Raw genomic sequence first — 26,044 nt, forward strand, 5'->3', positions numbered from 1 at the left:
ATCCGATTCTAGTTTGAAACAACTGACTTGTTACATTTTGAAACTCGCAAATGCTGTTTCGTCTACTATTTAGTTTTCAAAGACCAAGCCGCCGTGTTGCGACAGACTCAGCACCCTACCTGAACCGTTACCGCCTGTCAAGATTTTCTTTTAAAAAACTTTCGAGGCATTTTGCAGTGGCATAACCCGAAGGTTGTGCCAGAAAGGCGACCAGCGCACCGCGAGGTGCTCCTGTGGCCCTTCTTCCTGCCGGCTTATTCGGTTGCAAAGAACGCCGCGTCTTGCTGCGGAGTCGACGTTTATAACAAAGCCGATCCCGACCGTCAACGATTTAATGAGTAAAATCCTTTAACACTGCAGGCGCGTCGAAATGGTTCACATTATCGACCGACCTCGGTTATACTCCCCGCCATGTCCAACCTAGCCTTCGCCCTGATAATTTTCTCCGCCGTCATGCACGCCACATGGAACACGCTGGTGAAACAGAGCCGGCACAAGACGGTCTTCATCTGGTGGATGTTCATCGCCTCGATGTTTCCCTTCACCGCCATCATCGCAGTAGTGAACGAACCGTTCCACTGGCCCGGGCTCCACACCCTGGCGATGATCACGATCGGCTCGGTCAGTTTCGTTCTCTATCATCTGCTGAACGGGCGCGCCTATCGCGACGGCGACCTCTCCATCATCTATCCCCTCTCGCAGACCTCGATGGTGTATGTCCCGATCTGGGGGGTGCTGCTATTGGGAGAGCGCCTCTCTTTCGTCGGGGTCTGCGGCATCCTCCTGGTCATCTTCGGCACGTTCTGCGTACAGATGCAGCGACTGTCACTGGCCGAGGTGGCCCGACCCTTTCGCGATCTCAAAAACAGTGCGGTTCGTGCCGCCCTCCTGGCCGGCTTCATCTATTCCATCGGCTCCATCGCCGAGAAGACCGGTGTCAGGGACTACCCGCCCGTCTTCTTCACCTATTTCCTGGTCATCGCCATGCTGTCCCTGATGACGCTCAACCTGTGCCGCCCCAAGTACCGCGACCTCATTACCGAAGAGTGGCGCACCAACTGGCGCCTGATCCTGTGGAGCGGCCCCACCGTGATGCTCTCCTTTCTCAGCTTCCGCTACGGCCTCAACATGGCGCGGGTCGGCTACGCCGTACCGGTGCGCCAGGTCAGCATCATGGTGGGAGTCCTGATCGGGATCTTTTTCCTGCGCGAATCGTTCGGCAGGGTCCGCCTGCTCTCCGCGGCCCTCATCGTGGCCGGTGCCGCCTTGATCCGGCTGGGGTAGGGCAAAGAAAGGCCCGCGGCTTGTGACCGCGGGCCAAGATCTTTTGGGTATCTGCAGCAGGGGGGAACTGCCACTCTCTTTAACGCAGGTGCATGAACTTGCCGGCTTTCCCGCTCATGCTGGCCATGCTATCTGCCAAATCGTCCATCCTGTCGCTCAGGTCGCGCATGATCCGGTCGCTCTTATTGCCGATCGTCTTACCCATGCGCATCATTTTCTTACGGCTCTTCTCGCCTGCGCAGGGAGCAAAAAGAAGCCCCAGACCAGCACCGAGCACCCCACCGCCAACCAGCATCATCAGGCCTGTCATCGGTCTCTTCATCCTTTCTGCCATGATAGCGCCTCCTTTAGGACGATATCTACTGATGTCCCATTTTACCGCTCTTCAAAAAGGGAAGTCCATCTAGAAATAACTGTTCCATTCATGAACTTCATCGCTATCAGGTGTTCCTGCTGCTGGTTCTGTATTCAAGATGGACAGCAAACGACCTTTGGTGTTACAAAATCTCACAGTTGATATTGGACTTTTTGGTTGTATGTTTACGTCATCATTCTTCAAGGAGCCCCGGCATGCTACTGGAACGACTGATTGAAAAAGCAAACCAGGAACCGGAATACGATTGGGACGCTTATTACCGCTGGTTTTTCTCGGAACAGGCGGGTCACGAAGTAAGCGGCTATACTTTCTGGGAATGCAAAAAGTGCCTCACCATCAACGTACTGTATCTTCCTGCCCGTTACGGTAAATGCCGCTGCTGCTCCCTCATTCACCTGGCAACCTCGTAGAGTTTTTACGGGCGCACCTGATCCCTCCAACACACCTTCATCCCATCAATACCTAGTCGGCAACGTCTTGCCGGACGATCAAAGCCTAGAGCATATCTTTGACCAGCCCTCCGAGCGTTTCAACGCCACGTTCCGCTTTTTCATCCCAAAACGCCGTCGATAGCCTGATGAAATTCCGGTACTTGCCCGACAGCGAGAAGATCGCCCCGGGGGTGATGCTGATCCCCCGCTCCAGGGCACGATGGAACAGTTGCACCGAGTCGACCTGTTCCGGCATTTCCACCCAGAGCATGAAGCCGCCGCCGGGACGGGTCATCCGTGTCCCCTCCGGGAAATAGCGCACCAGCGCATCGGTCATCTGCGAGGCGTTCTTGGCGTAGAGCCTGCGGATCGCGCGCAGGTGGTGGTCGTACCCGCCGGTGGCCAGGAACTCCGCTATGCCAAGCTGCGTCGGCGAGGCGGTAGCCAGGTTGTTCATCATCTTGAGCCGCTCCATCTCCGCCTGGAACTTGCCGCCGATGGCCCACCCCACGCGGTAGCCGGGTGCGAGCGTCTTGGAAAACGACGAACAGTAAATGACCAGCCCCTTGTGGTCGAACGATTTCGCGGCGATGGGACGTTGCTGGGCGAAGGTCAGGTCGCCGTAGATGTCGTCCTCGATGAGCGGGATGTCGTGCTGCGCCAGGAGCTGGACCAGTTCGCGTTTGCGCTCGTCGGGCATCAGCGTCCCCAACGGGTTGCTGAAATTGGGAATCACCAGACAGGCGCTGATCTTGTTGTTCTCGATGGCGTAGCTCAAGGCCTCGATGCTGATCCCTTCCTTGGGGGTGGAGGGTATCTCCAGGGCTTTCAGCCCCATCTCCGCGATGAGCTGCAGGAAGTTGAAATAGAAGGGGGATTCGACCGCTATGGTATCGCCGGCCTTGCAGGTGGCGCGCAGGGCGAGCTGCACCGCCTCGACGCACCCGGACGTCACCAGGATCTGGTCGGGACGAACGCTGACGCCGTAGAGCAGGGAACGTTTGGCGATCTGGGTGCGCAGCCGCTCGCTGCCTGGCGGCATCATGTAGGAGATGCTCTGGGCGCCGAAGCGCCTCATTTCCGCCGCCGTCATCCGGTTCAGTTTGTCCACCGGGAAGTGCAGCGGGTTCGGCACCGCGCTCGCCAGGGGGAGGAGCTCCGGTTTCATGAGGTTGCGGATCACCAGTTCGCAGAGGTCGCTGAAGGTGACTGCGGTGGGCTGCAGGCGCGGGTTCTTGGCCAGCGGTTGCGCCGTGATCTCGGGCACCTTGGGACAGACGTAGTAGCCCGACTGCGGGCGCGCCTGGATCACCCGGCGGTCCTCGAGCACCGCGTAGGCCTGCATCACGGTGTTGATGCTCACGTTGAGCTTGGAGCTCAGCTGCCGGATCGAGGGGAGCCGCTCCCCCACGCGAAAGGTGCCACCGTCAATGAGCGAGACGATCTCGCTCCCCACCCGCTCGTACAGCGGCCTGCAGTCTCTCGCCATTTCCAAGGCCATACCACCTCCACCCGTCCTCACCTGCCGCGTGCCGCGCCGCAGGGCTGCCGTCGTCAGAAGCTGCAACTCTTGAAACTTACAGGCCGACTGTACCCCATAACCATGCAAGGCCACAGTCACAGTTGGACTCATTTCAAAAGGGTACAGTTATCATAAACGGCAACTGTTACCATTACAATCAGCAATTGCTGGACCAGTTTTGCCGGGGAAGTCAGAGAGAGCGGCTGACGTGGCTCTTGTCTGGCTCAGCCCGCCGGTTGCTGAATATATAAGATAGTCTGGCCGAAGAGGGCAGAGAGAGAGTGGCTGACGTGGCTCTCGGTCACCCAATATAAACTCTCCACGAAGCGCTGCACGCCCCCCACGTCCTCCCCTTTGCGAAGGAAAGACAGAGGGGATTTGCCTTAAAACAGTGCAGGCAGTACCTTCCCCCAGCCCCGAACCTCCATTTTCCCTTTGGCAGTCGCGCCGACTACTGGTAAGGTGCCGGCGTAACAGCAAACAGGAAGGATCCGAAGCAATGACCACAGCCGCGTCCATTCCGGCAGTCTCTATACTGATGCCGGTCCGAAATGAAGAGAAGCACCTGCCGGCGGCGCTCGCATCGCTGTCGGCGCAGACGTTCCGTGACTGGGAATTGGTAGCAGTCGACGACGGCTCCACCGACCGCACCGCCGCGATCCTGGCACGTGCCGCGGCGGCAGACCCGCGCATCCGGGTGCTGGCGACAGGCGGGCAGGGGCTCGTGCCCGCGCTGAACCTGGGGCTTGCACAGTGCCGGTCGGAGCTGGTGGCACGCATGGACGGAGACGACGTCGCCCACCCCGCCCGCCTTGAGGCGCAGATAAACTACCTGGCCGCCCACCCCGACGTGGGGCTCTTGGCCTGCTGTTTCCGGCACTTCCCCCTGCGCCGAATCGGCAGCGGCATGATGGGGTACCAGCAGTGGCAGAACTCGCTCTTGAGCCACGACGCCATCCTCGCCGATCTCTTCGTGGAGTCGCCCTTCGTGCATCCGAGTGTCGTGTTCAGGAAAAAAGAGGTGCAGCAGGTGGGAGGGTATCGCGACATGGGGTGGGCCGAGGACTACGACCTGTGGCTGCGCCTGGCGGCGGCCGGCACCCGTTTCTCCAGGCTCCCCGAGACGCTCTTCTTCTGGCGCGAACGCCCGGAGCGGACCACCCGCACCAACCCCGCCTATGCCGCGCAGGCGATGCGGCTTTGCAAGCTGCACCACCTGCTGCAGGGCTTTCTCAAGGGGGAGCGGAGCGTCATTCTGGCCGGAGCGGGCCTGGAGGGACGCGCCTGGTACCGGATACTGCACGAGGTGGGGGTCCGGGTGGAAGCCTGGGTCGACGTCGACCCGAGGAAGATCGGGAGGCAACTGCACGGCGCGCCGGTCCTCTCCACCGGGGAGCTCGAGCGCAACGGCACCAAGCTCCTGATGACGGTCGGCGCCCGTGGCGCGCGGGCGGTGGTCCGGCAGAGCACCCGTCAGGCCGGATTCGTCGAGGGGTGCGACGCCGTCTGCGTCGCCTGAACCCGCCCCCCCCAACAACTCCTTCCTGTTATGAAGACCGTAGCTGCAAGCCGGACGGCGGCGACTTCGTTTCACGGGAGCTGTAAAATGGGGCGTGGTGCATGTCCTCGCCTTCGGACCAACCAATGGTCCGTCCACCTTCGTCAAGCGAAAGCGGCGGCAGGCGCAGACAGGTGAAGGATTCCACGCTCCAGCGCCGGTAACGGCAGTTGTAGCAGGAGAGCTCCTCCTCGACGACCTGCTCCTCCTCGACGTCGGCCACAAATGCCGGGCAAGCCCCGGCCTGTTCAGCCGCCAAGCCCCACGCTTCCTTGCCGTGGGCGAACTCCCTGTTCCCTCTCTGGTCGCGGCGCCACATGCTAGTACGCCTTCAACTGCTTGCGATGCAGCGTCTGCCAGCGCGCCTCGCTGTTCCCCGACTGGGAGGCCGCGACCAGCAGCACCGATTCCCCCTCCAGGAGCACCGTTTTCGGCTTTTCACCCAGCACCACCAGGTCCTCGTCTTTCAGCGCCTCGCCGGTCACGCTTTTCACCACGTCGACCACCGGGTGCTGCAAGAGCTCGTCCACCCTCAGCATGCGGTAGGGCTGCGCGAACTCGAGGAACCCCTTCAGGCGCCCGTCGTTGCCCGACATCCTGAGCCCGGCGCCGGCCAGGGCGCCGATCACCCCCTGCCCCGTGCCGCCGTGCTGGGAGAGGTGCACCCCCAGCCGCCCGGCGAGGTCGTAGGCTTCGTCCATCCCGATCACCTCGCGCTTGGCGCGACGCCCGAAACCGATCAGCTCGGTGCGCGCCGCCAGCCGGGCCGGCACCGCCACGCACAGCCCCGGGTCGGAGCCCGGCGCGCTCTCTTTTTCCAGGAACTCCGAGACGTAGTCGATCACCGGCTCCAGCCACCCCTCGCCCACGTCGGCATAGAAGCACATGGCGCTGTTATGCGAGGTGTAGGGTATATCCGGGTGCACGTAGAGCTGGTGCCGGGTGATGTAGCTGCAGGTGCCCCACCCCCTCTCCCGCAACTCGTCCGCGATCAGCGAGGCGATCTCGCCGGTCCCCCTGCTCTCCAGGTTGTCGGTATCGTCGATTGAAATGGCTATCCGCATCCGTATTCACTCCTAACCGTTGTATTGAAAACCACATAACGCCAGACAAAAAAAAGCCCCGATCCTGGATGGAAAGGGGCCTTTAACAGTTCGGAGTCTCCGCTCTGCCGCAAGGCTCTCCTTTCCAAAAGGGAGGCACCGCCGTTTCCGGCAGCACCCGTTGGCCCGCAGCCATGAGGAGGTCCTTTTAGGCGGCGTAGCTCGGAGAGGCTCGGATGAATTTGGCAGAAGCTTTAACACAGGTAAAACGTATACTCCAGAAAAATGTGATGTGAGGGGGCAAACGTTGCAAACTTTCGCCAGGTTACTCCTCCTTGTTCTCCTGCTCGACCTGGTCCATGGTGTCCAGCACCTTCTCGGGTTTCACGTCCTTGGTCAACTCCTCGAGCTCCGGGTTCCTCGATTCCGCGACCCCGAGTTTCTCCCCGATCGCCGTCAAAAGGGTAATGATCCTGGTCACCTCGTGCTCCGCCAGCAGATCGATGTGGAGGTTCAGCTCGGCGCGCCGGTCGGCGGACGCCTGCATCCGGTTCTGGCTGATGAGGACGAAGGTGGAAAGAAAGATGGCCTCCACCGAGGCGACCATGGCGAGGATCACCAGGGTGGGGTCGAAGCGCGGCAGGAAATGGATCCAGCCGACGTTGACCAGGATCCAGGCCCCGAAGATGACCAGGTGGATGTAGACGAAGGGCATGCTCCCGGTGAAGGAGGTGATGGCGTCCGCCAGCCGTTCCTGCGCTCCCTTGCCGCGCTCCTCGGCTTGACGACGCTCCAAAAGGGCCGCGATGTTGCGGCTCACCACAGAAGCCATGGTCTGGTCGGATTCGGACTCGCGCATCGCTCCCCCCGCAGTGCCGGAGCCCACCGGGGCTGGGCTCAACCCCGAAACAGTACCAGTGCATCATGGCAAGTCAACGAAGCGCCGCGGGGCCTCCCTTCCCGCGGCGCTCCATCCATCAACGCCCCTAGTTCAGGGTCACGATACAGGGCGCGGGTGACAAGGTGTAGCCGCTGTCGTCATACCCCGCCCTCGTGGCCTTCACCCTGAAGCTGTAACTGCCGCTCGTGGCGGCGCTGAAGTAGGCGTAGCTCCCCGTCCCGCTGTAGAGCCGCGTCCACGCCGCGCCGTTGCGGCTGTATTCCACGATGTAGGTCACGCCGCTTACGTTGCTGCTCCCCCAGGAGACCTGGAACTTGCCCGTGGCGCTGCTCGTCGGCACGGTGATCGAAGCGGGAGCTCCGCAGATGAGATTAACCACGCAGGCGTTGGCGGATACCGTGTAGGGGCTGTCGGCATAGCCGCTTTTCACCGCCTTGACCCGGAAGCCGTAGCTGCCGTTTTGCGCCACCTTCGGGTAGGCGTAGGTTGCCGTGACGCGGCTCAGTTCGCTCCAGGCACCGTCCCCCAGGCGGTACTCCAGCACGTAGGTGACGCCGGAGACGTTGCCGCTCCCCCAGGAAACCTGGAACTGCCCCGTGCTGTTGGTGGCCGGCACGGTCATGGTAGCGGGCGCCCCGCAGACCAGGGTGACCGTGCAGGCGTTGACGGACGTCGTGTAGGTACTGTCGGCATAGCCGGTTTTCACCGCCTTGACCCGGAAGGCGTAGCTGCCGTTTTGGGTCACCTTCGGGTAGGCGTAGGTTGCCGTACCCCGGGTCAGCTCGGCCCAGGCGCCGTCTCCCAGACGGGATTCCAGCACGTAGGTGACGCCGGAAACGTTGGCGCTCCCCCAGGAGACCTGGAACTGCCCCGTGCTGTTGGTGGCCGGGACGGTGATGGAAGCGGGGGCGCCGCAGACCAGGGTGACCAGGCAGGCGTTGGCGGCTACCGTGTAGGGGCTGTCGGCATAGCCGGTTTTCACCGCCTTGACCCGGAACGTGTAGCTGCCGTTTTGCGCCACCTTCGGGTAGGCGTAGGTGGCCGTGCCGCGACTGAGTTCGCCCCAGGGACCCTCTCCCAGGCGGGACTCCAGCACGTAGGTGACGCCGGAGACGTTGCCGCTCCCCCAGGAGACCTGGACCTGCCCCGTACTGTTGGTGGCCGGCACGGTGATGGAAGCGGGGGCGCCGCAGGCCAGGGTGACCAGGCAGGCGTTCACGGACGTCGCGTAGGGGCTGTCGGTGTAGCCGGTTTTCACCGCCTTGACCCGGAAGGCGTAGCTGCCGTTTTGCGCCACCTTCGGGTAGGCGTAGGTGGCCGTGCCGCGCCCCGCCTCGGTCCAGGGGCCGTCATCGAGGCGGGATTCGAGCACGTAGGTGACGCCGGAGGCGGTGCTGCTCCTCCAGGAGACCTGGAATTGTCCCGTGCTGTTGGTGGCCGGCACGGTGATCCCGGTGGGGGGGGCAAGGGGGAGCGCGGGGAGCGAGAGCGTGCTGCCGACCCGACAGTTGTTGCTTTCATCGGTCTCGTCGACCGCGCCCCGGTAATCGGCGCAGGCGACCAGGTAGAAGGTCCCCTGGGGCAGGGTGGCCGGAACGGTCAACGCGCTCTCCGCGCTGACACAGGTACCCGCGGCAAGGAGGGTCGTCACGCCGCGGCTGCCGATGAGACGATCATCGGTGGAATATCCCGCATCGGCCGAGAGGTAGAACCCCACCTCGAAGGGGGTCGCCGCTCCCGGACCGTTATTGCAGACGGTGTCGGTCACCGTGATGCTCCCTCCCTGGACGGCGGATGCCGGCCCGGAAACCGACTGCACCAGGAGGTCCCCCCTGGTAAGCCGCGTCACGGTGAGATCCTGGCTCCTCGTGTTGCCCAGGGTATCGCTTGAGAGCACGGTGAAGTGGTTGTCCCCCAGGGCGAGCGGGAGCTCGAGCTGGAAGTAGCCGTCGCTGACCCGGTACGTCGCGGCTGCCCCGTTCACCGTCACCGAGGAGACCCCCGACGGGTCGGTGCTGGTGCCGGAGATGATCGTGGTGCCCTGGTAGGTGACGCTTCCCGTGGAAGCTGCCGCCACGAGAGACGGCGGCAGGCTCAGGGTGGCGAAGCTGGTGCCGCAGGTAGAGGAGTTGCCCGCCTCATCGGTCGAGGTGACGCTGAGGTGGTAGCCGCTTCCTTCCTTCAGCGCGGCAAGTGTCATCTCGTGCTGGGTGAGCAGCCTGCCGTCCGCAACGCCGGCGCCCAGGGCGGAGGTCGGCCCGTACGAGAGCAGGGTGGCCGCCGGCTCGTCCGTGGTCCAGCGTATCGTCGCGGCGGTCTCGGTCTGCCCGGTGACGCCGAGACCGGAGCAGACCGGCGGCACGTTTTCCACGATGGCGCTCGCCGTCACGATTGCCGCCTTACCGGAACCGTCATCGAGGTCGAGGTAGGTGGCGGTGACGCTGTCGCTACTTGCGACCTGCAGCACCCCGTCGGCGGGGAGGGGCGGCGCCGGCGCCAGCGGCAGGGTCCCGACGAAGATCGCGCTCCCCGGCGCGGTTTCCCGCAGCCACAGCTCTTCTCCGGCAGGGTCGCCCGCGCTCGCCACCCTGATCGCCACCTGCTCGACGGCCTGGTGATCCCGGTCCAGCCCGGTGTCGGCCAGGCGTACCTGGAGCAAGGCGTGGGAATTGTAGCTCCCGCGGTCCAGGACCAGCGTGCCGTGCTGGCTCGCCCCGACCACGCCGGTGATCGCCAGCGCGAACGGCTGCGGCCCCCGCGGCACGTTGTAGCCGGCCACCCGCACCGTGTACACGCCGGCGGCGGGAGCCTTGAGGAGCACCTGCTCCTCGACGTTCAACCGGTCGGCCGCGCCCCCCGCCACCGACTGTCCCGCGACGAAGGCGTTGCCGGCGAACACCGTGCCGTCAGGCGCCGTGACCGTGAGGTCCAGGTCGTTGACCAGGGCCTTGGACGCGCCGACCGCCCCAGGGTAATCCGTCCACACCAGCGTCACCTTGAACGGCTCGGTCCCCGCGACCGCGAAATCACCGCTCCAGCTCTCTGCGGTAGCCAGTCCCGCCTCCTCGGTCACCACAGCGAGCCTTCCGGCATCCACGGCGAAGGGGAGCACCCGGTCCAGCTGCACCCGCCCCCACCCCTGCCCCGTCGAGGGAATTGACCCGCCCGTGCCGGCGCCGGTCATCTCCTGCGCGCTGTTGATGAGCACCGCCTTGACCAGGGCGGCCGAAGGGAGTAACGCCTTCGCCGGGGTCGGGGCACCCAGGGGGTAAAACCCCTGGCTGAAATACTGGCGCACCAGGGCGGCGGCGCCGGCCACGACCGGGGTCGCCATCGAGGTTCCGCTCATGGTCCTCGTGCCGCTGTTGAAGCTCTCCTTGATCCCGTCCGAGTCGGCCGAGACCAGGTTAACGCCCGGTGCGGCCACGGTCGGCTTGACGCGGCCGTCCGCGGTGGGCCCCCTGCTGCTGAAGGAAGCGAGGTTCTGGTCATCGCTGCCGTTGTAGCTTGCCCCGACGCTGATCACGTTCTTCGCGTTGGCGGGGCTCCCGACCGTCGAGGGGGCGGAACCCGAGTTGCCGTTGGCGACCAGCACCAGGAACTCCTTGTGGTCCCAAAGGAACTGGTCGGCGCTCTGGGTGAACACGCTGTAGTTCCTGTCGCTGTTCCCCCAGCTGTTGCTATGCAGGCGCGCCCCGGCCCGGTAGGCGCCACCGAAGAGCAGACCGAGGTCATCGGGAGGAAAGACATAGCTGCTGGCTCCGGCGGTGAGGTCCTGCAAGAAGAGCCTCGCCTTGGGCGCCATGCCGTTGGCAGCGTCCAGCCCGTCGACCGGGGTGCGGTCCCCCGCCAGGGTGCCACAGACGTGGGTCCCGTGCCCGGGGGAGTCGCTGTCGTAATCGTCGCCGTAGGTCGAGTCATAGCCGACCAGCTTGCGGTGCGCGCCGCCGATGGGGGTGCCGGCCGGGTCGCGGATCCAGGGGATGTCGTAGTCGAGCCCCGAGTCCCCCACACCCACGATCTCCCCCTCTCCATGGACCCCCCTGTCCCAGATGGCCAGGCGTCCCGGGACGTTGCTCTGCAGGACCCACCGGGCGGTATCGTTGAAGAGCTCCATTTCGACGTACTCGCCGATCCAGGTGACCTCTTCGAGCGCCGCCACGCCCGCGATGGCGCCGGCCTTCATCCGAACCCTGACCGTGTCGCGTCCCACCTCCAAAAGCGCCACTTCCAGCCGCCGCAACTGCGCCAGCACCTGCGCCAGCGAGGACGGCCCGTCGAGCTTCAACTGCAGGGTCACCGACTCGCCCGGGGAGGGGTGCAGCGCCATCGTGCGCAGCTTTCCGTTCATCTTGTAGCCGGGGTGGAAACGGGTCACCCCCTCGATGAAGGGGAGCGCCAGCACCCGCTGCCGGGTCGCGTCATCCATGCCGGCCAGGAAGGCGAACTCGGGCAGGTAATCGTGCAGCCGCGCCCCGAGCTGTTCCACCGCCTCCCGGTCCCGCTCCGAGATCGGCCCGTTAAACCGCACCACCCACAAACGGACGCCCCGCTCGGAGCGGGACCGCAGCTGGCCGGCCACCGCACCGTCGCCCGCATCCCCCACGATCAGGCCGTTCACGCTGACCTCGTGTCTTGTTGAATCCTTGGCCCAGCAGGAGGTTCCGAGCGGGCCGATGACGATAACGACGCAGAGTACTGCGAACCAGGCAAGCACTTTCTGACCGCACATGGCATCCTCCTGTCTCTTCTGAGAACTCCGGGCGACGGTACGCGCTGCCAACCCAGGATAGAGGCATATCAAGTGCTGATGGCATCAATGTTTCATGCTGTTGATTGTTTCGGAGGCTCCCTCCGCAGGGTGGCGACAGACGCTGGCTTTCTGATGAGCCGATTGTACGCCCCGGCGGGGAGAGGAATAAATACGAGGATTGGAGTATATGCTGCGGTATTTTGCCGCCCCTGGCTCCTACGCAAGATAACATAGTCGCACCGGAAGCCTACGCGCAAGGGAGGCGGAATCTCCGTCAGGTGCGGTACTGCGGCAGGAAAAGGGAGTCGGCGGCCCAGACCGCCGCTTCGAGGCGGCTGGAGACGTTGATCTTGCGGAAGATATTGTTGAGGTGGGTGCGCACGGTATGGGGGCTTATGAAAAGGGTGTCCGAGATGCACTTGTTGGTGGCGCCGGCGGAGAGAAGGCCGAGGATTTGGACCTCCCGGTGGGTCAGGCTGTGCTGCGCCACGTCATGCGCCGCCACGGTCCTGCGACGGTGGGCGAAACCGTGCTCCAGGATCACCTCGGTCATCATCTGGCGCGAGATCCACAGCCCCCCCTCGAAGATGGCCGCCAATCCCTTCAGCACGGTCTGCACCGGATCCTCCAGGTAGAAGATCCCCTGGACCCCGACCTCGATGGCCTGCTTTTCTATCTTCGCCTGCCGGTCCAGGTTGAATAGCACCAGTGACATCTCGCAGGGGAGTTGGCGCAGTTGAAGCTGCAGGATGTCGCTTAACGGCTTTTGCTGCAGCTGGAAACAGTCGTAGAGGAGGGCGATGCGACAGGGGAAGCTTTGCTGGTGACAGAGGATGAAGCTGTCGAGGCTATCCATGATGCAGCAGCTGCAGGTGCTGTAGTTCTCGATGAAGGTGGCAAGGAGGGTGTTCTGAAAGTGGTTGGGGCCGACGATCACCACCCGGCAATCGGTGCTAACGGCAAGGGAGTCTTCACTCATAGGGCACCTCCTACCAAGTACCTGGCACCTGCCCATCAGTTCCTGACTGCGTTTACCATACCGGTGCTACGGTCATCAGACTAGCAGCCGCTTGGCGACTGTCAAGAGCCGGAGCCGGTTAGTACCGCGCCGTCGCCCGCCATTGACATCCCAAAGCGGCTTCACGTTCTTTACTTGAAGGACCCGTGACTTTTGATGTGCGCATAGGTGTCCAGGAAGTAGCGCAGATTCGCCAGGCGCATCTCGATGTCCTCGCGCCAGCTATGGAGCTTCTCCCAGCCCGCCTCGGTGAGCCGGTACACCCGGCGGGCCGGGCCGCTGCCGCTCGTGTCCCAGCTGGAAACCACCTGGGCCTCATCCTCGAGCTGCTGCAGGGTGCGATAGACGGCGGCGCTGTCGGGCTTGAACAGCGCCATGCGCCGGGACAGCGCGTTCAGGATGGCTCCGCCGTGGGTCGGCTCTTCCGCCAGGGCGAGCAGGATGAAGGCGGGCAGGTGGCGGTACTGCTGTTTTCTTCTGGGAGGCATGGTGGTTCCTTTCTCAACGATCAGGCGTCGGCCGGGGTCGGCTCTTCCCCGAGTTCCTGTTCCGGCAGAAGCCGCTCCATCAGGTAGCCGCAGACGAGGATGCAGGGCACGGTCAGCGCAAGCCGCAACAGGGCGAAACGCAGGCTGATGAAACTGCTCTCCATGAGGATCATCGGGATCTTGATGGTGCCCCACGTGCCCAGGAAGATGACGATGTTGGCCAGGCGTGCCCCTTTTCGGCGCAGGGACACCGCCACAGGAAAGGCGGCGTAGAGCGGCCCGGCGGCCGCGGTCCCGAGCAGCATGGCGACCCCGGCGCCGATGGCGCCCGAATCCGGCCCCAGGTGCGACTCGACCAGCCGGCGCGGCACCCAGACGTCCATGAGCCCCATGAGCACCATCACCGGCGGCACGATCGACAGCACCTCCATGAGGAAGCCGGTCGAGTTGAGCGCCGCGAGCCGCGCCGTCGCCGGCTGCCACAGATAGAGTGCGAGGTTGGCGGCGAGCACGATGACGAAAAGCCGGTAGTCGACCAGTTTGAGCTTCACAAAAGCACCCCCATGGCCACCCCGATGACGATGGCCATCGTGAAGCTCAGCGCCTGGCGCAGCAGCGTGAAGCGCTTGCCAAAGCATGAGATCTCCATCGGCGCGGTCATCACCCCCACCATGGTGAGCGTGGTGACGAAGGCCGCCAGGCTGGCGGGGGAGGCGCCGACCTTGAAGAGCGACCCCACCAGCGCGAACGCGATCGGCGCGGGCATGGTCACGATCGAGCCGATGGCGGAGACCAGCGCGAAGTCCCCGAGACCGCCGTGGCTGAACAGCTTCCTGATCACCTCCGGCGGCACCAGGGCCAACACCAGCCCGACCAGGGCCACCATCCCGAGGATGCGCGGGGCCAGCCCGTGCAGCGACTTGGCCCCGATGCGCAGGGCCCGCCTCGTCTTCTCCGGGTCAAGCCGCCAGGACACCAACACGGCCAGCGCCGTCCCCCCGTACAAAACTGCCCACATCATGGCTTCTCACTCCACTGTCAAACCCAGGGTGCAATACTGTCGTAAACAGTATGGTGTTTTCTGCTGTCAGTCAACAGCAAAATACCATAAGGTCAGTTGCCCTCGTATTTTCCACTTAAGATGAAGGAAGATTATGTCGATATCTCTCACAGAAGGACTGGATGTCGCTCTGTGACCATAACCTCAGGAGGAAATCACGATGACCCTTTCGGGACTCAAGCTGCGCACCAGACTCGGAATAGCCTTTGCCGTGGTAGTTGTCCTTATGACAGTGGTCGGAACTTACTCCATCAACAGGATGGCGGCCTTCGACGGCCAGATCCGCACCCTGATCGAGGACAAGTGGCCCAAGACGGTGATGCTCAACGACCTCAAGTCGCAGGTCAACGTAGTCGCCCGCGGCCTGCGCAACATGGTCATCCTCCAGGATCCCGCCGAGGTGCAAAAGGAAGAGAAGCGCATCGGCGAATCGCTCCAGGCCATCGACAAGCGCATCGAGGACCTGAAGAAGTTGGTGCAAAGCGATTCAGGAAAGGCGGCCCTGAAGGACGTCATCGAGACCAGGACGGCGTACCAGGAGGCCCAGCACCACGTCATCGAAACCATCAAGGGGGGTGACAAGGAAAAGGCGGGGCAGGAACTGATCGGGCCCATGCGCAAGGCGCAAAGCGCCCTCTTCGGCGCCATCGACAAGATGCTGACCCACCAGGACAAGGAGATGGTCCGGGTCGGAGAGGAATCAAAGCACATGATCGACCAGGGGCGCGCGGTGGTGATCGGCCTCCTGGTCGCCGCCGTCATCCTTTCAGTGCTCCTCGCGCTGATGATCGTGCGCAGCATCACCGCCCCCGTCGCAGAACTGATCGCCGCCAACGACCGGCTGGCGGACAACGACCTCACCGTGGCCATCACCCTGAGCGGCAACGACGAACTGGGGCACCTCGCCGAGTCGACCCGCAGGGTGGTGGCGAACCTGCGCGAGATGCTCGGGCAGGTCTCGGAGAGCTCCAGCGAGATTGCCTCCGCCTCCCAGCAGCTCAAAGCGACCGCCGAACAGATCGCCACCGGCGCCGAGGAGCTCGCCTCCCAGACCGGCTCGGTGGCGGTCGCCAGCGAGGAGATGGCCGCCACCAGCGGCGACATCGCCCAGAACTGCGTCCGCGCCGCCGAGGCCTCCCGCCAGAGCAGCGAATCGGCGAACCAGGGGGGGCACGTGGTGGAGGAGACCATAGCCGGCATGGTGCGTATCGCCGACCGGGTCAAGGACAGCGCCGCCACCGTCGAAAGCCTCGGAGCGCGATCGGAGCATATCGGCGACATAATCGCCACCATCCAGGACATCGCCGACCAGACCAACCTGCTCGCGCTCAACGCGGCCATCGAGGCGGCGCGCGCCGGCGAGCAGGGACGAGGTTTCGCCGTGGTGGCCGACGAGGTGCGCGCGCTTGCCGAGCGGACCACCAAGGCGACCAAGGAGATCGGCAACATGATCAAGGCCATCCAGGACGAGACCAAGGCGGCGGTCAAGGCCATGGAGGAGGGCGTGGTCGAGGTGGAGAAGGGATCCGAGTCGTCGCAGCAGTCGGGCGAGGCGCTGCGGATGATCCTGCAGCAGATCGGCGAGGTCACCATGCAGATCAACCAGATCGCCACCGCCGCCGAGGAGCAGACCGCCACCACCAGCGAGATCACCATGAACGTGCAGCAGGTCACCGACGTGGTGCAGCACACGGCGCGCGGCGCCAACGAGACGGCCGCCGCGGCGTCGCAGCTCGCGCACAGCGCCCAGAGCCTGGAGAGCCTGGTGCGGCAGTTCCGGCTCTAGAGGCGGCCGGGACAAGTGAAAAAGCGAGGGGCCAGGCGAAAACGCCTGGCCCCTCGTTTGTTGCGGCAGGTACTCCCGGGTTACCGCCCCGGGAACGGCTCTCCCCTTACAGGAACCCCGCGTATTTGCACCCGGCCAGGAAGCTCTTCCAGGCGCTGTCCTTGTAGCCGGTTGCGACGGCCTTGACCCGGTAATAGTAGGTATAGGTCGGGCCGGCATTGGGGACGGTGACAACCGTGGCGGGATCGGTCCCGGCGTAGACCTCGCGCACGCCGGCGGTGAAGGTGCTGTTGGTCGCCTCCTGCACCACGTAGCTTACGCCAGGTGTGCTCGAGGCGCTCCAGCTCAGGCTGATGGTGCCGTCGGTGTAGGTTGCCGGCACGGTCAGGGTGGTCAGGGTCGGGATGATCGTTCCCGGCGCACGGCACGGCGCCAGGGCCGCTCTCCAGGCGCTGTCGGCGTACTCGGGATGCACCGCCTTGACGCGGTAATAGAAGGTGGCGGGCAGGGTCTTGGTGAGGGCCTTGGTGAGGCCGGTCACCGGGTAATCGACCACGTTCTGGGTGAAGGCGGCGTCGGTCGCCTCCTCCAGGATGTAGCTCACCCCCTTGGTCGCCGAGGCCCCCCAGGAGACGATGTAGCTGCCGTCCAGATCCGAAGCCGGCACGGTGATGGTGAGCGGAGCCGCGGCCGGGACGCCCGGGCCGATCACCTTGCAGCCGGTGGTCAGGCTCTTCCAGGCGCTGTCCTTATAACCACCCTTGATCACCTTGACACGGTAGAAGTAGGTCAAACCGGTGCTCTTGCCGGTGATCGCGACGCCGGTCTCGCTGCCGCGATAGGCCTCCTGAGCGCCGGTGAAGGTCGCGTTGGTTGCCTCCTGCAGCACATAGGTCACCCCCGGGACGGCGGAAGCACCCCAGGAAACGGTGTAGTTGCCGTCGGCATCGACAGCGGGGACGACCAGGCCGGTCAGCGTCGCCAGGACGGTGCCGGGGACGGCGCAGCCTGCGGCAGCGACCTTCCAGCCGCTGTCGACGTATTCGGGGTGCACGGCCTTGACGCGGTAGAAGTAGGTGGTGCCCAGGCTCTTGCCGGTGAAGGGCTTGTTGAGGCCGCTCACCGGATAATCGATCACGTCCTGGGTGAACCCGGCGTCGGTCGCCTCCTCCAGGAGGTAACTCACCCCCTTGGTGGCGGAAGCCCCCCAGGAAACCGTGTAGATGCCGTCGGGGTCCCCCAGCGGCACGGCAAGGGTGGGCGGCGCCGCAGCCGGAACGCCCGGGCCGATCACCTTGCACCCGGTTGTCGAGCTCTTCCAGAGGCCGTCCTTGTATCCCCCCTTGGTTGCCTTAACACGGTAGAAGTAGGTGATATTGACGTCGTGCCCGGAGAGGACGGCGCTGGTGTCACTGCCGCTGTACACCTGCTTCGCACCGGTGAAGGTGGCGTTGGTTGCCTCCTGCAGCACGTAGGTCACCCCGTCGACGGCAGAGGCCCCCCAGGAAATGGTGTAGCTGCCGTCGGCATCGACCAGCGGCACGGTGAGGGTGGTCAAGGTCGGGATCACCGTGCCCGGCACGGCGCAACCCGCCGCCGCGGTCCTCCAGACGCTGTCAACGTATTCGGAACTCCCGGCCTTGACGCGGTAGAAGTAGGTGGTCCCAAGGTTCTTGCCGGTGAAGGCCTTGTTGAGCCCGGTGACGAGGTAATCGGTGACGTTCTGGGTGAACTCCGCGTCAGTGGCCTCCTCGAGGAGGTAGCTCACCCCCTTCGTGGTCGAGGCGGTCCAGGAAACGGTGTAGGCGCCGTCAGGGTCGGCCGCCGGGACGGTGAGGGTAGCCGGTGCCGCAGCTGCGACATCCAGGCCGATTACGGTGCACCCGGTCGTGGAGCTCTTCCAGAGGCCGTCCTTGTACCCCCCTTCCACGCTTTTTACCCTGTAGTAATAGGTGGTGCCGACGGCACGGCCGGCGATCGGGGCCGAGGCCTCGCTGCCACTGTAAACATCCTGCACGCCGGAGGTGAAGGTGGCGTTGGTTGCTTCCTGCAATACGTAGGTGACGCCCTGGGTGGTCGAGGCACTCCAGGATACGGTGTAGTTACCGTCGGCGTCGACCGGCGGCACGGTGATGGTGGTCAAGGTCGGCAGAGCGGTGCCGGGTACAGCGCAACCGGCTGCGGCCGTTTTCCAGTCGCTGTCCGCGTAACCCGGGGCAGTGGCCTTCACGCGATAGAAGAAGGTGGTGCCGAGGCTCTTGCCGCTGACAACCTGGCTTATCCCGGTGGTGCTGTAGGACTGCACGTTCTCGGTGAAGGAGGCATCGGTCGCCTCCTCGAGCAGGTAGGTCACCCCCTTGGTGGCCGATGCCCCCCAGGAAACGGTGTAGCTGCCGTCCGGATCGGCTGCGGGAACCGTGATGGAAAGCGGCTGAGCGCAGGTGACGTCAGGCGCCCGTGTCCCGAGAATCTGCAACACGTCGTAGTCGGTCCCATCCGTACCCGCTTGGGTGAAGGCCCCACCACCAAGGAGGAATTTCCCGTCGGCACTGAACCAGAAGTTCTTATCGCCGCCACGCACGGTGACCGTCAGGTGACCGGAGGGGGAGACGGTGTAGCTGCAGGCAATGGGGCTGGGATTATCCAGCACCTCGGACACCGCCGAACTGAAGGAGAGGTTGGTTTCATAGCCGACACCGGTGTAGCTCAAGGTGCAGCCACCGTTGGCATCGAGGACGAGGGAGCCATTTTTGTTGTAGAAGCCGTCAGTTACCCCCCCGTTATATGCCCATAAGGCTGACTCTTGGTAAACGAAGTTATACCTTCCGGCCACCGAGGCGAAGGAGAAGTTCTCCCCCTGCTTCACCCCGACCACCTGGTCGGCACTGAAGTATGTGCCGTCGGCTCTGATCTCCTGGTTCGGGGACCCGCCCATCAGGACAGTGCCGTCGGGGCTTAGGTCGAAATCCTTCCCGCCGTCAGGGGTCGTGATGGAGACATGCCCGGTTCCGGAAACAGTGTAGCTGCAGGTAACGGGCCCCATGGAGTCGGGCCACTCGTTGACGCCACCCCGGTTGGTCAGCCCCACCTCGTAGGTGCTCCCTGAGTAGCCCACGCTGCAGCCACCGCTGCCGTCAAAGCTAATCGTGCCGGTATTACCATAAATCTCACCGAAGACATTGGGCCAGCCGGAGCCTGTATACTGCCAGAAGGCGGACTCCTGGCTCACGAAATTGAAGGTGCCGGTCAGAGAAGCGCTGGTCATTGCGCTGCCTTTTTTCACAGCGATGACCTGGTTGCCCCAGTAGTCGGTGCCGTCCCCCTGCGCCTCTTTCCTGGTCCAGCCCGCAATGAGCACCTCGCCGCTCGGGCTCACCTGGAAGTTGCTGGAACTGCCGTCCGGCATCCTGATGGCCATGGTGCCAGCCGGCGATACGGTGTAGGTGCAGGCCTTGGCTGTCGCTGTATCGGGCCACGAATCCACGGTCGTGCTCCCGATCATGCTTCCAAACCCCTGATCCGAAAAGCTCAGGGAGCAGGCCCCGGCCCCATTGAAGCTTATGGTTCCGTTGTTGCCGTGGAAATTATCCTCGACTCCGTTGCTGTTCTGATAGAACCCGGCATTCTGCTCCATGAAGTTGTAGGTGCCATTGACCGTGGCGGCCGACATGGCCCAGGCCGACGATGCGGCCACCGTCGCCGTCACGGTCAACAGCAAAGCCGTGATCACTCTTTCCATTCTCCGATTCACAAACCCTCCTCTTGGTTCACCTGGCGAAACGCCCGGATAAAATGGCGTTCACCATAGCATAAATCTAATGTGAAGATTAAGAGATAATTTCCTTTTTTACGATTTTTCTGATGGCGCGAGAGGGAAGCTAAGTGGCTGAAGACAAAAGAAAAGGCCGGGGGGATCCCCCGGCCTTCTTTTTAAAATAGTTTTTGGGTACTATCGCCCCCTACTTGTTGTGCCCCTTGCCGTGCCCCTTCCCTTTCCCCTTGCCCGGGCCGGAGTATTCGTCCCCGCCGCGCCCCGTCGGCTGTCCGGTCAGGCGGAGGTCACCCCTTTTGAGGGCATGGAACTCGGGCGAGCCCGGCTTGATGCCCAGCTCCTTGGCGATCGCGCCCCACCCCTTCTTCTTGTTGGGCTGGTACACCTGGTAAACCTGGTCCACCGGCTTGCCGGAGAACTGCCCCAGTTGGAACAGCATGAAGGCGTCCGCCGGTTCGGGAACCGACTGCAGCACCATCTGGACCTTGGCGGTCGGCACCCCGAACTGGGCGCTGACCTTGGCGGAGAACCCCGTCATGTCGGCGCGGGCCTGGACGTTCAGGCTTGAAAGGAACGAATCCAGACTGGCGAACGCCGTCATCGGCACAACAAGAATGAGAAACAGGCTGAGCAAAACCAGGCGTTTCATGCTTCCTACCTCCATCATTGGAATGGTTGCCGCCGCGGCTGGCAGGAAACACTATACCGAAAAACCTCAAAATCAGAAGCAAAAAACCGTTGGCCGCGGAGAACATCTGAGAAAATCTGAGAGAAGCAGAAGGCTTGAGGGGTAACCCCAAAAGTCTGTAGGGTTTTTCAGGTTTTCTCAGAAGACCTCAGAATTTCTCCGTGGCTGATGGTTTTCGGGTTTTGTTGTTACTGCAACGTCTCCCGCTGCAGGAACTCGGCGAACTCGCTGAACACCGCCTCGCGTACCGAGTGCTGCTGCCAGTTCCTGATCAGCTGCCGCATGCACTGCAGCACGCCGATCAGCCCCGCCGAGGTCCCTCCCGCGATCAGCGCGCTCGTTTCTCCGGAAAACACCATGACCAGGCTTGAGATGAGCAGCACGAGGCTGGTCAATAAAAGCGGCAGTTCGACGTGCTTGAAAGGTGAGCGAAACATGTGGTGCACCGAGGAGTACACCGAAGCGTGCGCCCTGACCAGCTTCAGGTACCGCTCCAGTTCGGCGCCATTGCAGCGGGATACGGCGCGCAGGTAGAAACGGCGGCAGGCTTCCCTGCTGCTGGTTTTCATCCGGTCGCCATAGTAGTGTTCCAATTCGACATCGATCGTGTAAGTGTCCATCCCAGCCCTCGCTTCTGTTCCATCTATGTAAGAGTGGTTAGTGGTATGTCCGTCAAAAAGCATGATATGTACCAAATAAGCGGAGATACCTTAAATGTCCGGCACAGCGCATGACGCCAGGCACAGCGCAGCGTCGCATTGCTCAAAAATGTCGCAATATGCGCAACTTTAACACAAGATCGTGCTCCATTTCCTCTTAAGTTTTCCACAGGAGATTCCGCTAAGAGTGATGTTTTTGCCTTGAAACAGCCCTCGCTGCCCCGGCCATTTCGCGAAAAAGCAAAGCGGCACTTGCAGAATTGCAAAAATGATGGTGGTTCCAGCAGTTCCGGTGCAGCCTGCGCCCCCTCCCCTTGCGCTCCCCTGCCGTCCCCCTTCAGCTTTTGGATTGACAAGCGGCACCAGACAATGCTACTGAAAACAATGTTCAATTTCTTACAGGTGGAGCGGTGCGGAACCGGCTGGGGGCAGTCAAAGTGGGGGGAGCTATGTGCATAGCGGTCGTGGGCAATGAACAAACGGTAGGGTGGGACTGGATGACGGCCGCCGCGCGGGCCGGGTTCGATATGCGCATGGTGCATCCCGCGCTGGTGACCACCCTGGAAGATATGGAAGGCGTGGACGCCCTGGTGATCGGCTGCGAAGGTGTTTCTGGAGAAGTGCAGGAGCGGGCCATGGAGATCGCGTCAGCCCGGGGCATCCCCTCGATGTGCGCCAACTGCCCCGCCGCCCCCTTCTGCCACGGAATGTCAAAACCATTGGCCACGGAGAAAATCTGAGGAAGGGGACTGGCTCCGCAGGTGCCTGTCCCCCTTAGCTAGCCACAACAGGCAAACGTCTTCCCATCACCCCTCGGCAACGTAGAACGTAGAACCTAGAACGCAGAACGTCCGTTAAATGAGGTGAATGTGTTCCGACAGCGCCTTGAAGCTCCTCTCCGCCTCCAGGTACCGGGCGTCCTCGGCGTAGGTGGTCGGGTAGACCGCCGGCACCGGCCGGTGCACCAGTTCCCGGTCCACGTTGACGAAGGTGAACAGGCAGGAATTGGAAAGGGCCTTGCTGGTGCGGTCGCGACTGATGCGCTCGATGTTCGCCTCCACGCAGATGTAGCTGCCGCAGGTGAACACCACCCGGCTGGTGTAGTGCAGCTTGTCTCCCATGCGCACCGGGTGGAAGAAGTTGATCCGGTTCACCGCCGCCATGACCGACCGGTCCGGCGCCACCAGTTCCGAGCAGATCGAGGAAAGCTCGTAGGCCTTACGCACCAGGTACCCGCCGAAGATCTTCTGCGGCACGTTCTCGAACTCGGGGTACATCCTCTCCCATGAATCCGCCACGAGGCGCCCCGCCAGGAGTCCCTGGAAATCCGGCTCGTCCTGCGCCTTGTGCAGCGCGGCCAGCATCCGGTACTCCTCCGGGCTTGGGGGCTCGGACATGAGCGCCTGCTGCTGCCGGTATTCCTCCCGGCGCGCCACCGCCTTTCTCGCCCGTGCCTGCTCCCGCTCCGTCGCGTACTCGACTGGCGGCAGGGCAACGCTCACCGCCCCCTCCCCCATCCCCGACCGCGCCACCATGGTGAAGTAGCAGGAGGCGACATGGTTTGCCGGCTCACCCGGCTGTTCCACGCGGATCCCGATCACCAGCGACGACCTCCCCACCTGGTTGATGCGCGCCTCGCAGATGATGTCCCGCGTCACGTCCGCCACGTGGCGGACGATGATGTTGTCGATGGCGGCCGTCACCACCCGCGCATCCGGGTAGAACCGGTTCACGTACCTGAGCGCCGTCTCCTCCGCCACCTTGTCCAGGATCTCCAGGAGCAGTCCGAAGCGCAGGTTGCCTAAAAGGTCCTCGTCCATCACCATGAAGCGGCGCCGCAACGAAAGATCGTCGCTAAGCGACAGGGTATGGAAAAATGAGGTCTCCGCCGGGGTGGTCATAATGAAACTCCTTGGCGTTGTGCGTTAACGATCTCCTTAGTTGTACCACCTATCTCGAAACCTGAAAAGCGGAACACAGAGGACACCGAGGAAAAGCCACGGCGGCCGGGTTTCCTTCAAGCCCGTGGAGATGCTTTATGTTTTTTGTGTTGTACAATCATGGGGAGCGGGTACCGGCTGTCTCAATCCGGCGCCTGTGACAGTAACGCCGGAGGTTCTGCATGTCAGAAAAGATGCAGATAGTGGCTGAGTTCCCTCTAGACAGAGTGCAGCTGTTTCGTGACGTCGCGCAGGAATCCCTCCAGGGGATCGTCGACGGCTGCGACTGCAGGGAGATAGCGTCGGGCGAGATCCTGCTGTGGCCGGAGAGCATCAACCACGAGCTCTTCATCCTGCTCTCGGGCCGGCTCCGGGTGCACCTGGAGGACCTCGATTCCGACCCCGTGGCGACCTTGGAGCCGGGCGAAGTCGCCGGGGAGCTCTCGGTGCTGGACGGCAAGCCGACCTCCGCCTACGTGGTCGCGGACGAGCCCTGCCGGGTCATGGTGATGCCGCGGGAGCTGGTCTGGAGTCTCGCCACCGTTTCCCATGCCGCCGCCTGCAACCTCCTCACCATCCTGTCGGGAAGGGTGCGCAAGGCGGACCGGACCATTACCGAACAGATGTTGCGGGAGCGCTCCTTCCACTGCTACGGCACCGTCGACGCCCTCACCGGGATGCACAACCGCTACTGGTTGAACGACATGCTGGGGCGCATGGTCACCCGCAGCGTCCGCAGCGGCACGCCGCTCGCCGTGATGATGATCGACATCGACAACTTCAAGGAATTCGACGACAGCTACGGGCACCTCTGTGGCGACCGGGCCATACACACCGTGGCGCAGACCATACTCGACAACCTGAGGCCCACCGTGCTCACGGCGCGCTACGGCGGCGACGAGTTCTTCGTCGCCATCCCCGGGGTTGTGGTGGAACAGGCGCTCGAGATAGCCGAGAGGCTGCGCGAGGCCGTCGCCGGCACCGAGATACCGCACTCGCCGGGGCCTTTGCCGCCGGTGACCGTCTCCATCGGCGTTGCCGGTGTCCACCCCGGCCAGGGTATCGACGACGTGATAGCCGCCGCCGACGCCGCCCTCTACCGCGCCAAGGGTCTTCGCCGCAACAGCGTGTCGCGGTAAACCAAATTTTTAACGCAAAGCCGCGGAGGCGCAAAGGACACCAGAAACAGGTAAAACAAGAAGAAGCCGTTGGTTTCCCTCAAAAGTTCTTGATTTCCTGGCGCCTTTGCGTCTTCGCGTTACCCCAAAGCTACGTAACGCAAAGCCGCGGAGGCGCAAAGGCGCGAGGGAACAGCGGCAACAAAAGCGAGATGGCAGAAAAAAAGGCCCTGAGTTTTTCCCTCAGAGCCTTTTGCATTTCTTTGCGTCCTTGCGCCTTTGCGTTACCAATTTTTCTTTCACAGGTTTCGTCGTTCTTGGCGCCTTTGCGTCTCCGCGCTTTGCGTTAAGGCATTTGCCTTTATTCCTTCGCCACCAGCACGATCTCGATCCTGCGGTTCTTGGCGCGCCCCTCGTCGGTGTCGTTGGGCGCCACCGGCTTGTACTCGCCGTACGCCACCGCACCGAGCAGGTTGGGATCAAGCCCCTGCTGCTGCAGGTAGCGGGTCACGTTGATGGCGCGGGCCGCCGAGAGCTCCCAGTTGGTCGGGTAGCGCTTGGCCAGCTGCCCCACGATCTGCACGTTGTCGGTGTGCCCCTCGATGCGGACCGCCTTGTCCTTCACGGTCTTCAGGATATCGACCACCTTCTGCAGCACCACCAGCCCCTCAGGCTTCACCTCGGCCTTGCCGGAGTCGAAGAGCACCGAGTCGACCATGTTCACGGTGAGCTTTCCCTTGAGCTCGGAAATGGTCACCTGCCCCTTGGCGATCTCCCCCTTCATCTGCTCCAGCAGGTCGCCGTAGGTCTGGCTCTTCTGCTGCACCTCTTCCTTCTGCTTTTGCAGGCGCGCCACCTCTTCCTTGAGCCGCTTGTTCTCCGCCTCGAGGTCCGCCGTCTTCTGGGTCAGGTCCCCCACCTTGAGGTTGAGGTCGCCGACCTTCTGGCTCAGCTCGCCGATCTTCTGGTTCTTGGCGTCCGAGGTCGATTTGAGCGTCTCCTCCAGCCCCTTCTTGTCCGTCGAGAGCGCGTTCTTCTCGCCGGTCATGGCGGCCAGTTCCGTGGTGAGCCTCTTGACGTCGTTTTTCAGCTGGTCGTTTTCGCCCATGAGGATGTTGTACTGTCCCCGCTGCTCCTGGAGGCTCTTCTCCAGGTTCTGGGCCTCGAGCTCCTTCTTGTGGTAGGTACCGCTCGTTACGCACCCCGTCAGGGCGAAGCACACCAGCACCGGGAGACAAAACAACAGGATTCGCTTCATACTATTCCTCCTTGCATCGGATTCACGTGTCATGCAGCCAGTGAACAAGTATGGCGCGGAAAGCGGATCTTTCAATAAGAAAGATGCGATCCTTGTGTCAGAGGCTGCCGCTATGAGCTTGGGCGTTGTGGCGCGGTGGTGATATACTGTTAACAGACAGAAGGGAGGTGTCCTATATGAGAGAGATGAAGACGCCGATGACGCCCAGGATGAAAGCCATGATGGAACGTGAACGGGGTGGCAAAAAGACCATGGTGCCGCCCAAGCACGAAATGATGATGCGGCGGGAACCCAACCACAACGTGCACGTCATCACCCACCATGGCAAGATCCACTCCGGCCGCAAGGGCCGCACCATGTGATGCGTTGGTCTCCCGGCACGAGCACCG

Annotated in this window: 22 protein-coding genes and 1 riboswitch; of the genes, 7 read left to right on the forward strand and 15 right to left on the reverse strand. The window is 63.0% G+C overall.

Annotated features, from left to right (window positions below; genetic code table 11):
* Window positions 1-411 precede the first annotated feature (411 nt).
* The gene (locus KOL99_RS20905; RefSeq protein WP_216512396.1) at window positions 412-1,284 is read left to right on the forward strand and encodes an EamA family transporter; all 873 of its coding nucleotides are present in this window, start codon (window positions 412-414) and stop codon (window positions 1,282-1,284) included.
* Between the two features lie 79 nt (window positions 1,285-1,363).
* Here the strand turns inward: KOL99_RS20905 and KOL99_RS20910 are convergent, their stop codons facing one another.
* Window positions 1,364-1,618, reverse strand: a complete 255-nt coding sequence (locus tag KOL99_RS20910) for a YtxH domain-containing protein (RefSeq protein WP_236026539.1) — start codon at window positions 1,616-1,618, stop codon at window positions 1,364-1,366.
* A 236-nt stretch (window positions 1,619-1,854) separates the two neighbouring features.
* On the opposite strand from KOL99_RS20910, the gene KOL99_RS20915 reads away from it, so the two are divergent.
* Window positions 1,855-2,070, forward strand: a complete 216-nt coding sequence (locus tag KOL99_RS20915; protein ID WP_216512397.1) for a hypothetical protein — start codon at window positions 1,855-1,857, stop codon at window positions 2,068-2,070.
* Window positions 2,071-2,155: 85 nt separating this feature from the next.
* On the opposite strand, the gene KOL99_RS20920 is transcribed toward KOL99_RS20915, so the two are convergent.
* The gene (locus KOL99_RS20920; RefSeq protein WP_216512398.1) at window positions 2,156-3,592 is read right to left on the reverse strand and encodes an aminotransferase-like domain-containing protein; all 1,437 of its coding nucleotides are present in this window, start codon (window positions 3,590-3,592) and stop codon (window positions 2,156-2,158) included.
* A gap of 520 nt (window positions 3,593-4,112) precedes the next feature.
* Between KOL99_RS20920 and KOL99_RS20925 the strand changes: the two genes are divergently transcribed.
* Window positions 4,113-5,132 (forward strand): glycosyltransferase, encoded by a 1,020-nt coding sequence (locus tag KOL99_RS20925; RefSeq protein WP_216512399.1) that lies wholly within the window; start codon window positions 4,113-4,115, stop codon window positions 5,130-5,132.
* Window positions 5,133-5,160: 28 nt separating this feature from the next.
* On the opposite strand, the gene KOL99_RS21715 is transcribed toward KOL99_RS20925, so the two are convergent.
* The 8 genes from KOL99_RS21715 to KOL99_RS20965 form a co-directional block, all read right to left on the reverse strand.
* The gene (locus KOL99_RS21715) at window positions 5,161-5,490 is read right to left on the reverse strand and encodes a hypothetical protein (protein ID WP_236026540.1); all 330 of its coding nucleotides are present in this window, start codon (window positions 5,488-5,490) and stop codon (window positions 5,161-5,163) included.
* A gap of 1 nt (window position 5,491) precedes the next feature.
* A complete protein-coding gene (locus KOL99_RS20935; protein ID WP_216512400.1) occupies window positions 5,492-6,235 on the reverse strand; it encodes a hypothetical protein in 744 nt (247 codons plus the stop codon).
* 101 nt (window positions 6,236-6,336) lie between these two features.
* A riboswitch (molybdenum cofactor riboswitch) is annotated at window positions 6,337-6,454 on the reverse strand.
* Between the two features lie 85 nt (window positions 6,455-6,539).
* On the reverse strand, window positions 6,540-7,073 hold the full coding sequence (locus KOL99_RS20940) for a DUF1003 domain-containing protein (protein WP_216512401.1): 534 nt from the start codon (window positions 7,071-7,073) through the stop codon (window positions 6,540-6,542).
* Window positions 7,074-7,200: 127 nt separating this feature from the next.
* A complete protein-coding gene (locus KOL99_RS20945; RefSeq protein WP_216512402.1) occupies window positions 7,201-11,847 on the reverse strand; it encodes a S8 family serine peptidase in 4,647 nt (1,548 codons plus the stop codon).
* Between the two features lie 295 nt (window positions 11,848-12,142).
* Window positions 12,143-12,847, reverse strand: coding sequence for a response regulator transcription factor (locus tag KOL99_RS20950; RefSeq protein ID WP_216512403.1), 705 nt, complete (start codon window positions 12,845-12,847; stop codon window positions 12,143-12,145).
* A 170-nt stretch (window positions 12,848-13,017) separates the two neighbouring features.
* Window positions 13,018-13,374 carry a PadR family transcriptional regulator gene (locus KOL99_RS20955; RefSeq protein WP_216512404.1) on the reverse strand — a complete coding sequence of 119 codons (357 nt, stop codon included), beginning with the start codon at window positions 13,372-13,374 and terminating at the stop codon, window positions 13,018-13,020.
* Between the two features lie 20 nt (window positions 13,375-13,394).
* Complete coding sequence (locus KOL99_RS20960; protein ID WP_328760909.1) at window positions 13,395-13,925, reverse strand: permease; 531 nt, start codon at window positions 13,923-13,925, stop codon at window positions 13,395-13,397.
* Window positions 13,922-14,395: a permease gene (locus KOL99_RS20965; RefSeq protein WP_216512406.1), complete on the reverse strand. Its 474-nt coding sequence runs from the start codon at window positions 14,393-14,395 to the stop codon at window positions 13,922-13,924. Before KOL99_RS20965 ends, KOL99_RS20960 begins: the two co-directional genes overlap by 4 nt.
* Window positions 14,396-14,594: 199 nt before the next feature.
* On the opposite strand from KOL99_RS20965, the gene KOL99_RS20970 reads away from it, so the two are divergent.
* Entirely contained in the window at window positions 14,595-16,220 is a 1,626-nt protein-coding gene (locus tag KOL99_RS20970) for a methyl-accepting chemotaxis protein (RefSeq protein ID WP_216512407.1), read from the forward strand.
* Between the two features lie 106 nt (window positions 16,221-16,326).
* Here KOL99_RS20970 and KOL99_RS20975 read toward each other — a convergent pair whose 3' ends face one another.
* The 3 genes from KOL99_RS20975 to KOL99_RS20985 form a co-directional block, all read right to left on the reverse strand.
* Entirely contained in the window at window positions 16,327-19,971 is a 3,645-nt protein-coding gene (locus KOL99_RS20975) for a fibronectin type III domain-containing protein (protein WP_216512408.1), read from the reverse strand.
* Window positions 19,972-20,179: 208 nt separating this feature from the next.
* Window positions 20,180-20,641: a hypothetical protein gene (locus KOL99_RS20980; protein ID WP_216512409.1), complete on the reverse strand. Its 462-nt coding sequence runs from the start codon at window positions 20,639-20,641 to the stop codon at window positions 20,180-20,182.
* Window positions 20,642-20,868: 227 nt separating this feature from the next.
* The gene (locus tag KOL99_RS20985) at window positions 20,869-21,300 is read right to left on the reverse strand and encodes a GSU0071 family protein (RefSeq protein ID WP_216512410.1); all 432 of its coding nucleotides are present in this window, start codon (window positions 21,298-21,300) and stop codon (window positions 20,869-20,871) included.
* A 488-nt stretch (window positions 21,301-21,788) separates the two neighbouring features.
* Here KOL99_RS20985 and KOL99_RS20990 point away from each other — a divergent pair, with 488 nt between their 5' ends.
* On the forward strand, window positions 21,789-22,079 hold the full coding sequence (locus tag KOL99_RS20990; protein WP_216512411.1) for a hypothetical protein: 291 nt from the start codon (window positions 21,789-21,791) through the stop codon (window positions 22,077-22,079).
* A 114-nt stretch (window positions 22,080-22,193) separates the two neighbouring features.
* Here KOL99_RS20990 and KOL99_RS20995 read toward each other — a convergent pair whose 3' ends face one another.
* Window positions 22,194-23,240 (reverse strand): acyl-CoA thioesterase, encoded by a 1,047-nt coding sequence (locus KOL99_RS20995; RefSeq protein WP_216512412.1) that lies wholly within the window; start codon window positions 23,238-23,240, stop codon window positions 22,194-22,196.
* Window positions 23,241-23,461: 221 nt separating this feature from the next.
* On the opposite strand from KOL99_RS20995, the gene KOL99_RS21000 reads away from it, so the two are divergent.
* Window positions 23,462-24,418: a GGDEF domain-containing protein gene (locus KOL99_RS21000; protein ID WP_216512413.1), complete on the forward strand. Its 957-nt coding sequence runs from the start codon at window positions 23,462-23,464 to the stop codon at window positions 24,416-24,418.
* A 340-nt stretch (window positions 24,419-24,758) separates the two neighbouring features.
* Here KOL99_RS21000 and KOL99_RS21005 read toward each other — a convergent pair whose 3' ends face one another.
* Window positions 24,759-25,655 carry an OmpA family protein gene (locus KOL99_RS21005; RefSeq protein ID WP_216512414.1) on the reverse strand — a complete coding sequence of 299 codons (897 nt, stop codon included), beginning with the start codon at window positions 25,653-25,655 and terminating at the stop codon, window positions 24,759-24,761.
* 176 nt (window positions 25,656-25,831) lie between these two features.
* Here KOL99_RS21005 and KOL99_RS21010 point away from each other — a divergent pair, with 176 nt between their 5' ends.
* A complete protein-coding gene (locus tag KOL99_RS21010; RefSeq protein WP_216512415.1) occupies window positions 25,832-26,017 on the forward strand; it encodes a hypothetical protein in 186 nt (61 codons plus the stop codon).
* Window positions 26,018-26,044: the final 27 nt, after the last annotated feature.

Origin of the sequence: Geomonas azotofigens (assembly GCF_018919395.1) — a bacterium.
Taxonomy (GTDB): Bacteria; Desulfobacterota; Desulfuromonadia; order Geobacterales; family Geobacteraceae; genus Geomonas; species Geomonas azotofigens.

What these genes read in the sequence shown, in the direction of transcription:
- KOL99_RS20905 (WP_216512396.1), top strand. Translation starts at nt 412, where the DNA reads ATGTCCAACCTAGCCTTCGCCCTGATAATTTTCTCCGCCGTCATGCAC.
- KOL99_RS20910 (WP_236026539.1), bottom strand. Translation starts at nt 1,618, where the DNA reads ATGGCAGAAAGGATGAAGAGACCGATGACAGGCCTGATGATGCTGGTT.
- KOL99_RS20915 (WP_216512397.1), top strand. Translation starts at nt 1,855, where the DNA reads ATGCTACTGGAACGACTGATTGAAAAAGCAAACCAGGAACCGGAATAC.
- KOL99_RS20920 (WP_216512398.1), bottom strand. Translation starts at nt 3,592, where the DNA reads ATGGCCTTGGAAATGGCGAGAGACTGCAGGCCGCTGTACGAGCGGGTG.
- KOL99_RS20925 (WP_216512399.1), top strand. Translation starts at nt 4,113, where the DNA reads ATGACCACAGCCGCGTCCATTCCGGCAGTCTCTATACTGATGCCGGTC.
- KOL99_RS21715 (WP_236026540.1), bottom strand. Translation starts at nt 5,490, where the DNA reads ATGTGGCGCCGCGACCAGAGAGGGAACAGGGAGTTCGCCCACGGCAAG.
- KOL99_RS20935 (WP_216512400.1), bottom strand. Translation starts at nt 6,235, where the DNA reads ATGCGGATAGCCATTTCAATCGACGATACCGACAACCTGGAGAGCAGG.
- KOL99_RS20940 (WP_216512401.1), bottom strand. Translation starts at nt 7,073, where the DNA reads ATGCGCGAGTCCGAATCCGACCAGACCATGGCTTCTGTGGTGAGCCGC.
- KOL99_RS20945 (WP_216512402.1), bottom strand. Translation starts at nt 11,847, where the DNA reads ATGTGCGGTCAGAAAGTGCTTGCCTGGTTCGCAGTACTCTGCGTCGTT.
- KOL99_RS20950 (WP_216512403.1), bottom strand. Translation starts at nt 12,847, where the DNA reads ATGAGTGAAGACTCCCTTGCCGTTAGCACCGATTGCCGGGTGGTGATC.
- KOL99_RS20955 (WP_216512404.1), bottom strand. Translation starts at nt 13,374, where the DNA reads ATGCCTCCCAGAAGAAAACAGCAGTACCGCCACCTGCCCGCCTTCATC.
- KOL99_RS20965 (WP_216512406.1), bottom strand. Translation starts at nt 14,395, where the DNA reads ATGATGTGGGCAGTTTTGTACGGGGGGACGGCGCTGGCCGTGTTGGTG.
- KOL99_RS20970 (WP_216512407.1), top strand. Translation starts at nt 14,595, where the DNA reads ATGACCCTTTCGGGACTCAAGCTGCGCACCAGACTCGGAATAGCCTTT.
- KOL99_RS20980 (WP_216512409.1), bottom strand. Translation starts at nt 20,641, where the DNA reads ATGAAACGCCTGGTTTTGCTCAGCCTGTTTCTCATTCTTGTTGTGCCG.
- KOL99_RS20985 (WP_216512410.1), bottom strand. Translation starts at nt 21,300, where the DNA reads ATGGACACTTACACGATCGATGTCGAATTGGAACACTACTATGGCGAC.
- KOL99_RS20990 (WP_216512411.1), top strand. Translation starts at nt 21,789, where the DNA reads ATGTGCATAGCGGTCGTGGGCAATGAACAAACGGTAGGGTGGGACTGG.
- KOL99_RS20995 (WP_216512412.1), bottom strand. Translation starts at nt 23,240, where the DNA reads ATGACCACCCCGGCGGAGACCTCATTTTTCCATACCCTGTCGCTTAGC.
- KOL99_RS21000 (WP_216512413.1), top strand. Translation starts at nt 23,462, where the DNA reads ATGTCAGAAAAGATGCAGATAGTGGCTGAGTTCCCTCTAGACAGAGTG.
- KOL99_RS21005 (WP_216512414.1), bottom strand. Translation starts at nt 25,655, where the DNA reads ATGAAGCGAATCCTGTTGTTTTGTCTCCCGGTGCTGGTGTGCTTCGCC.
- KOL99_RS21010 (WP_216512415.1), top strand. Translation starts at nt 25,832, where the DNA reads ATGAGAGAGATGAAGACGCCGATGACGCCCAGGATGAAAGCCATGATG.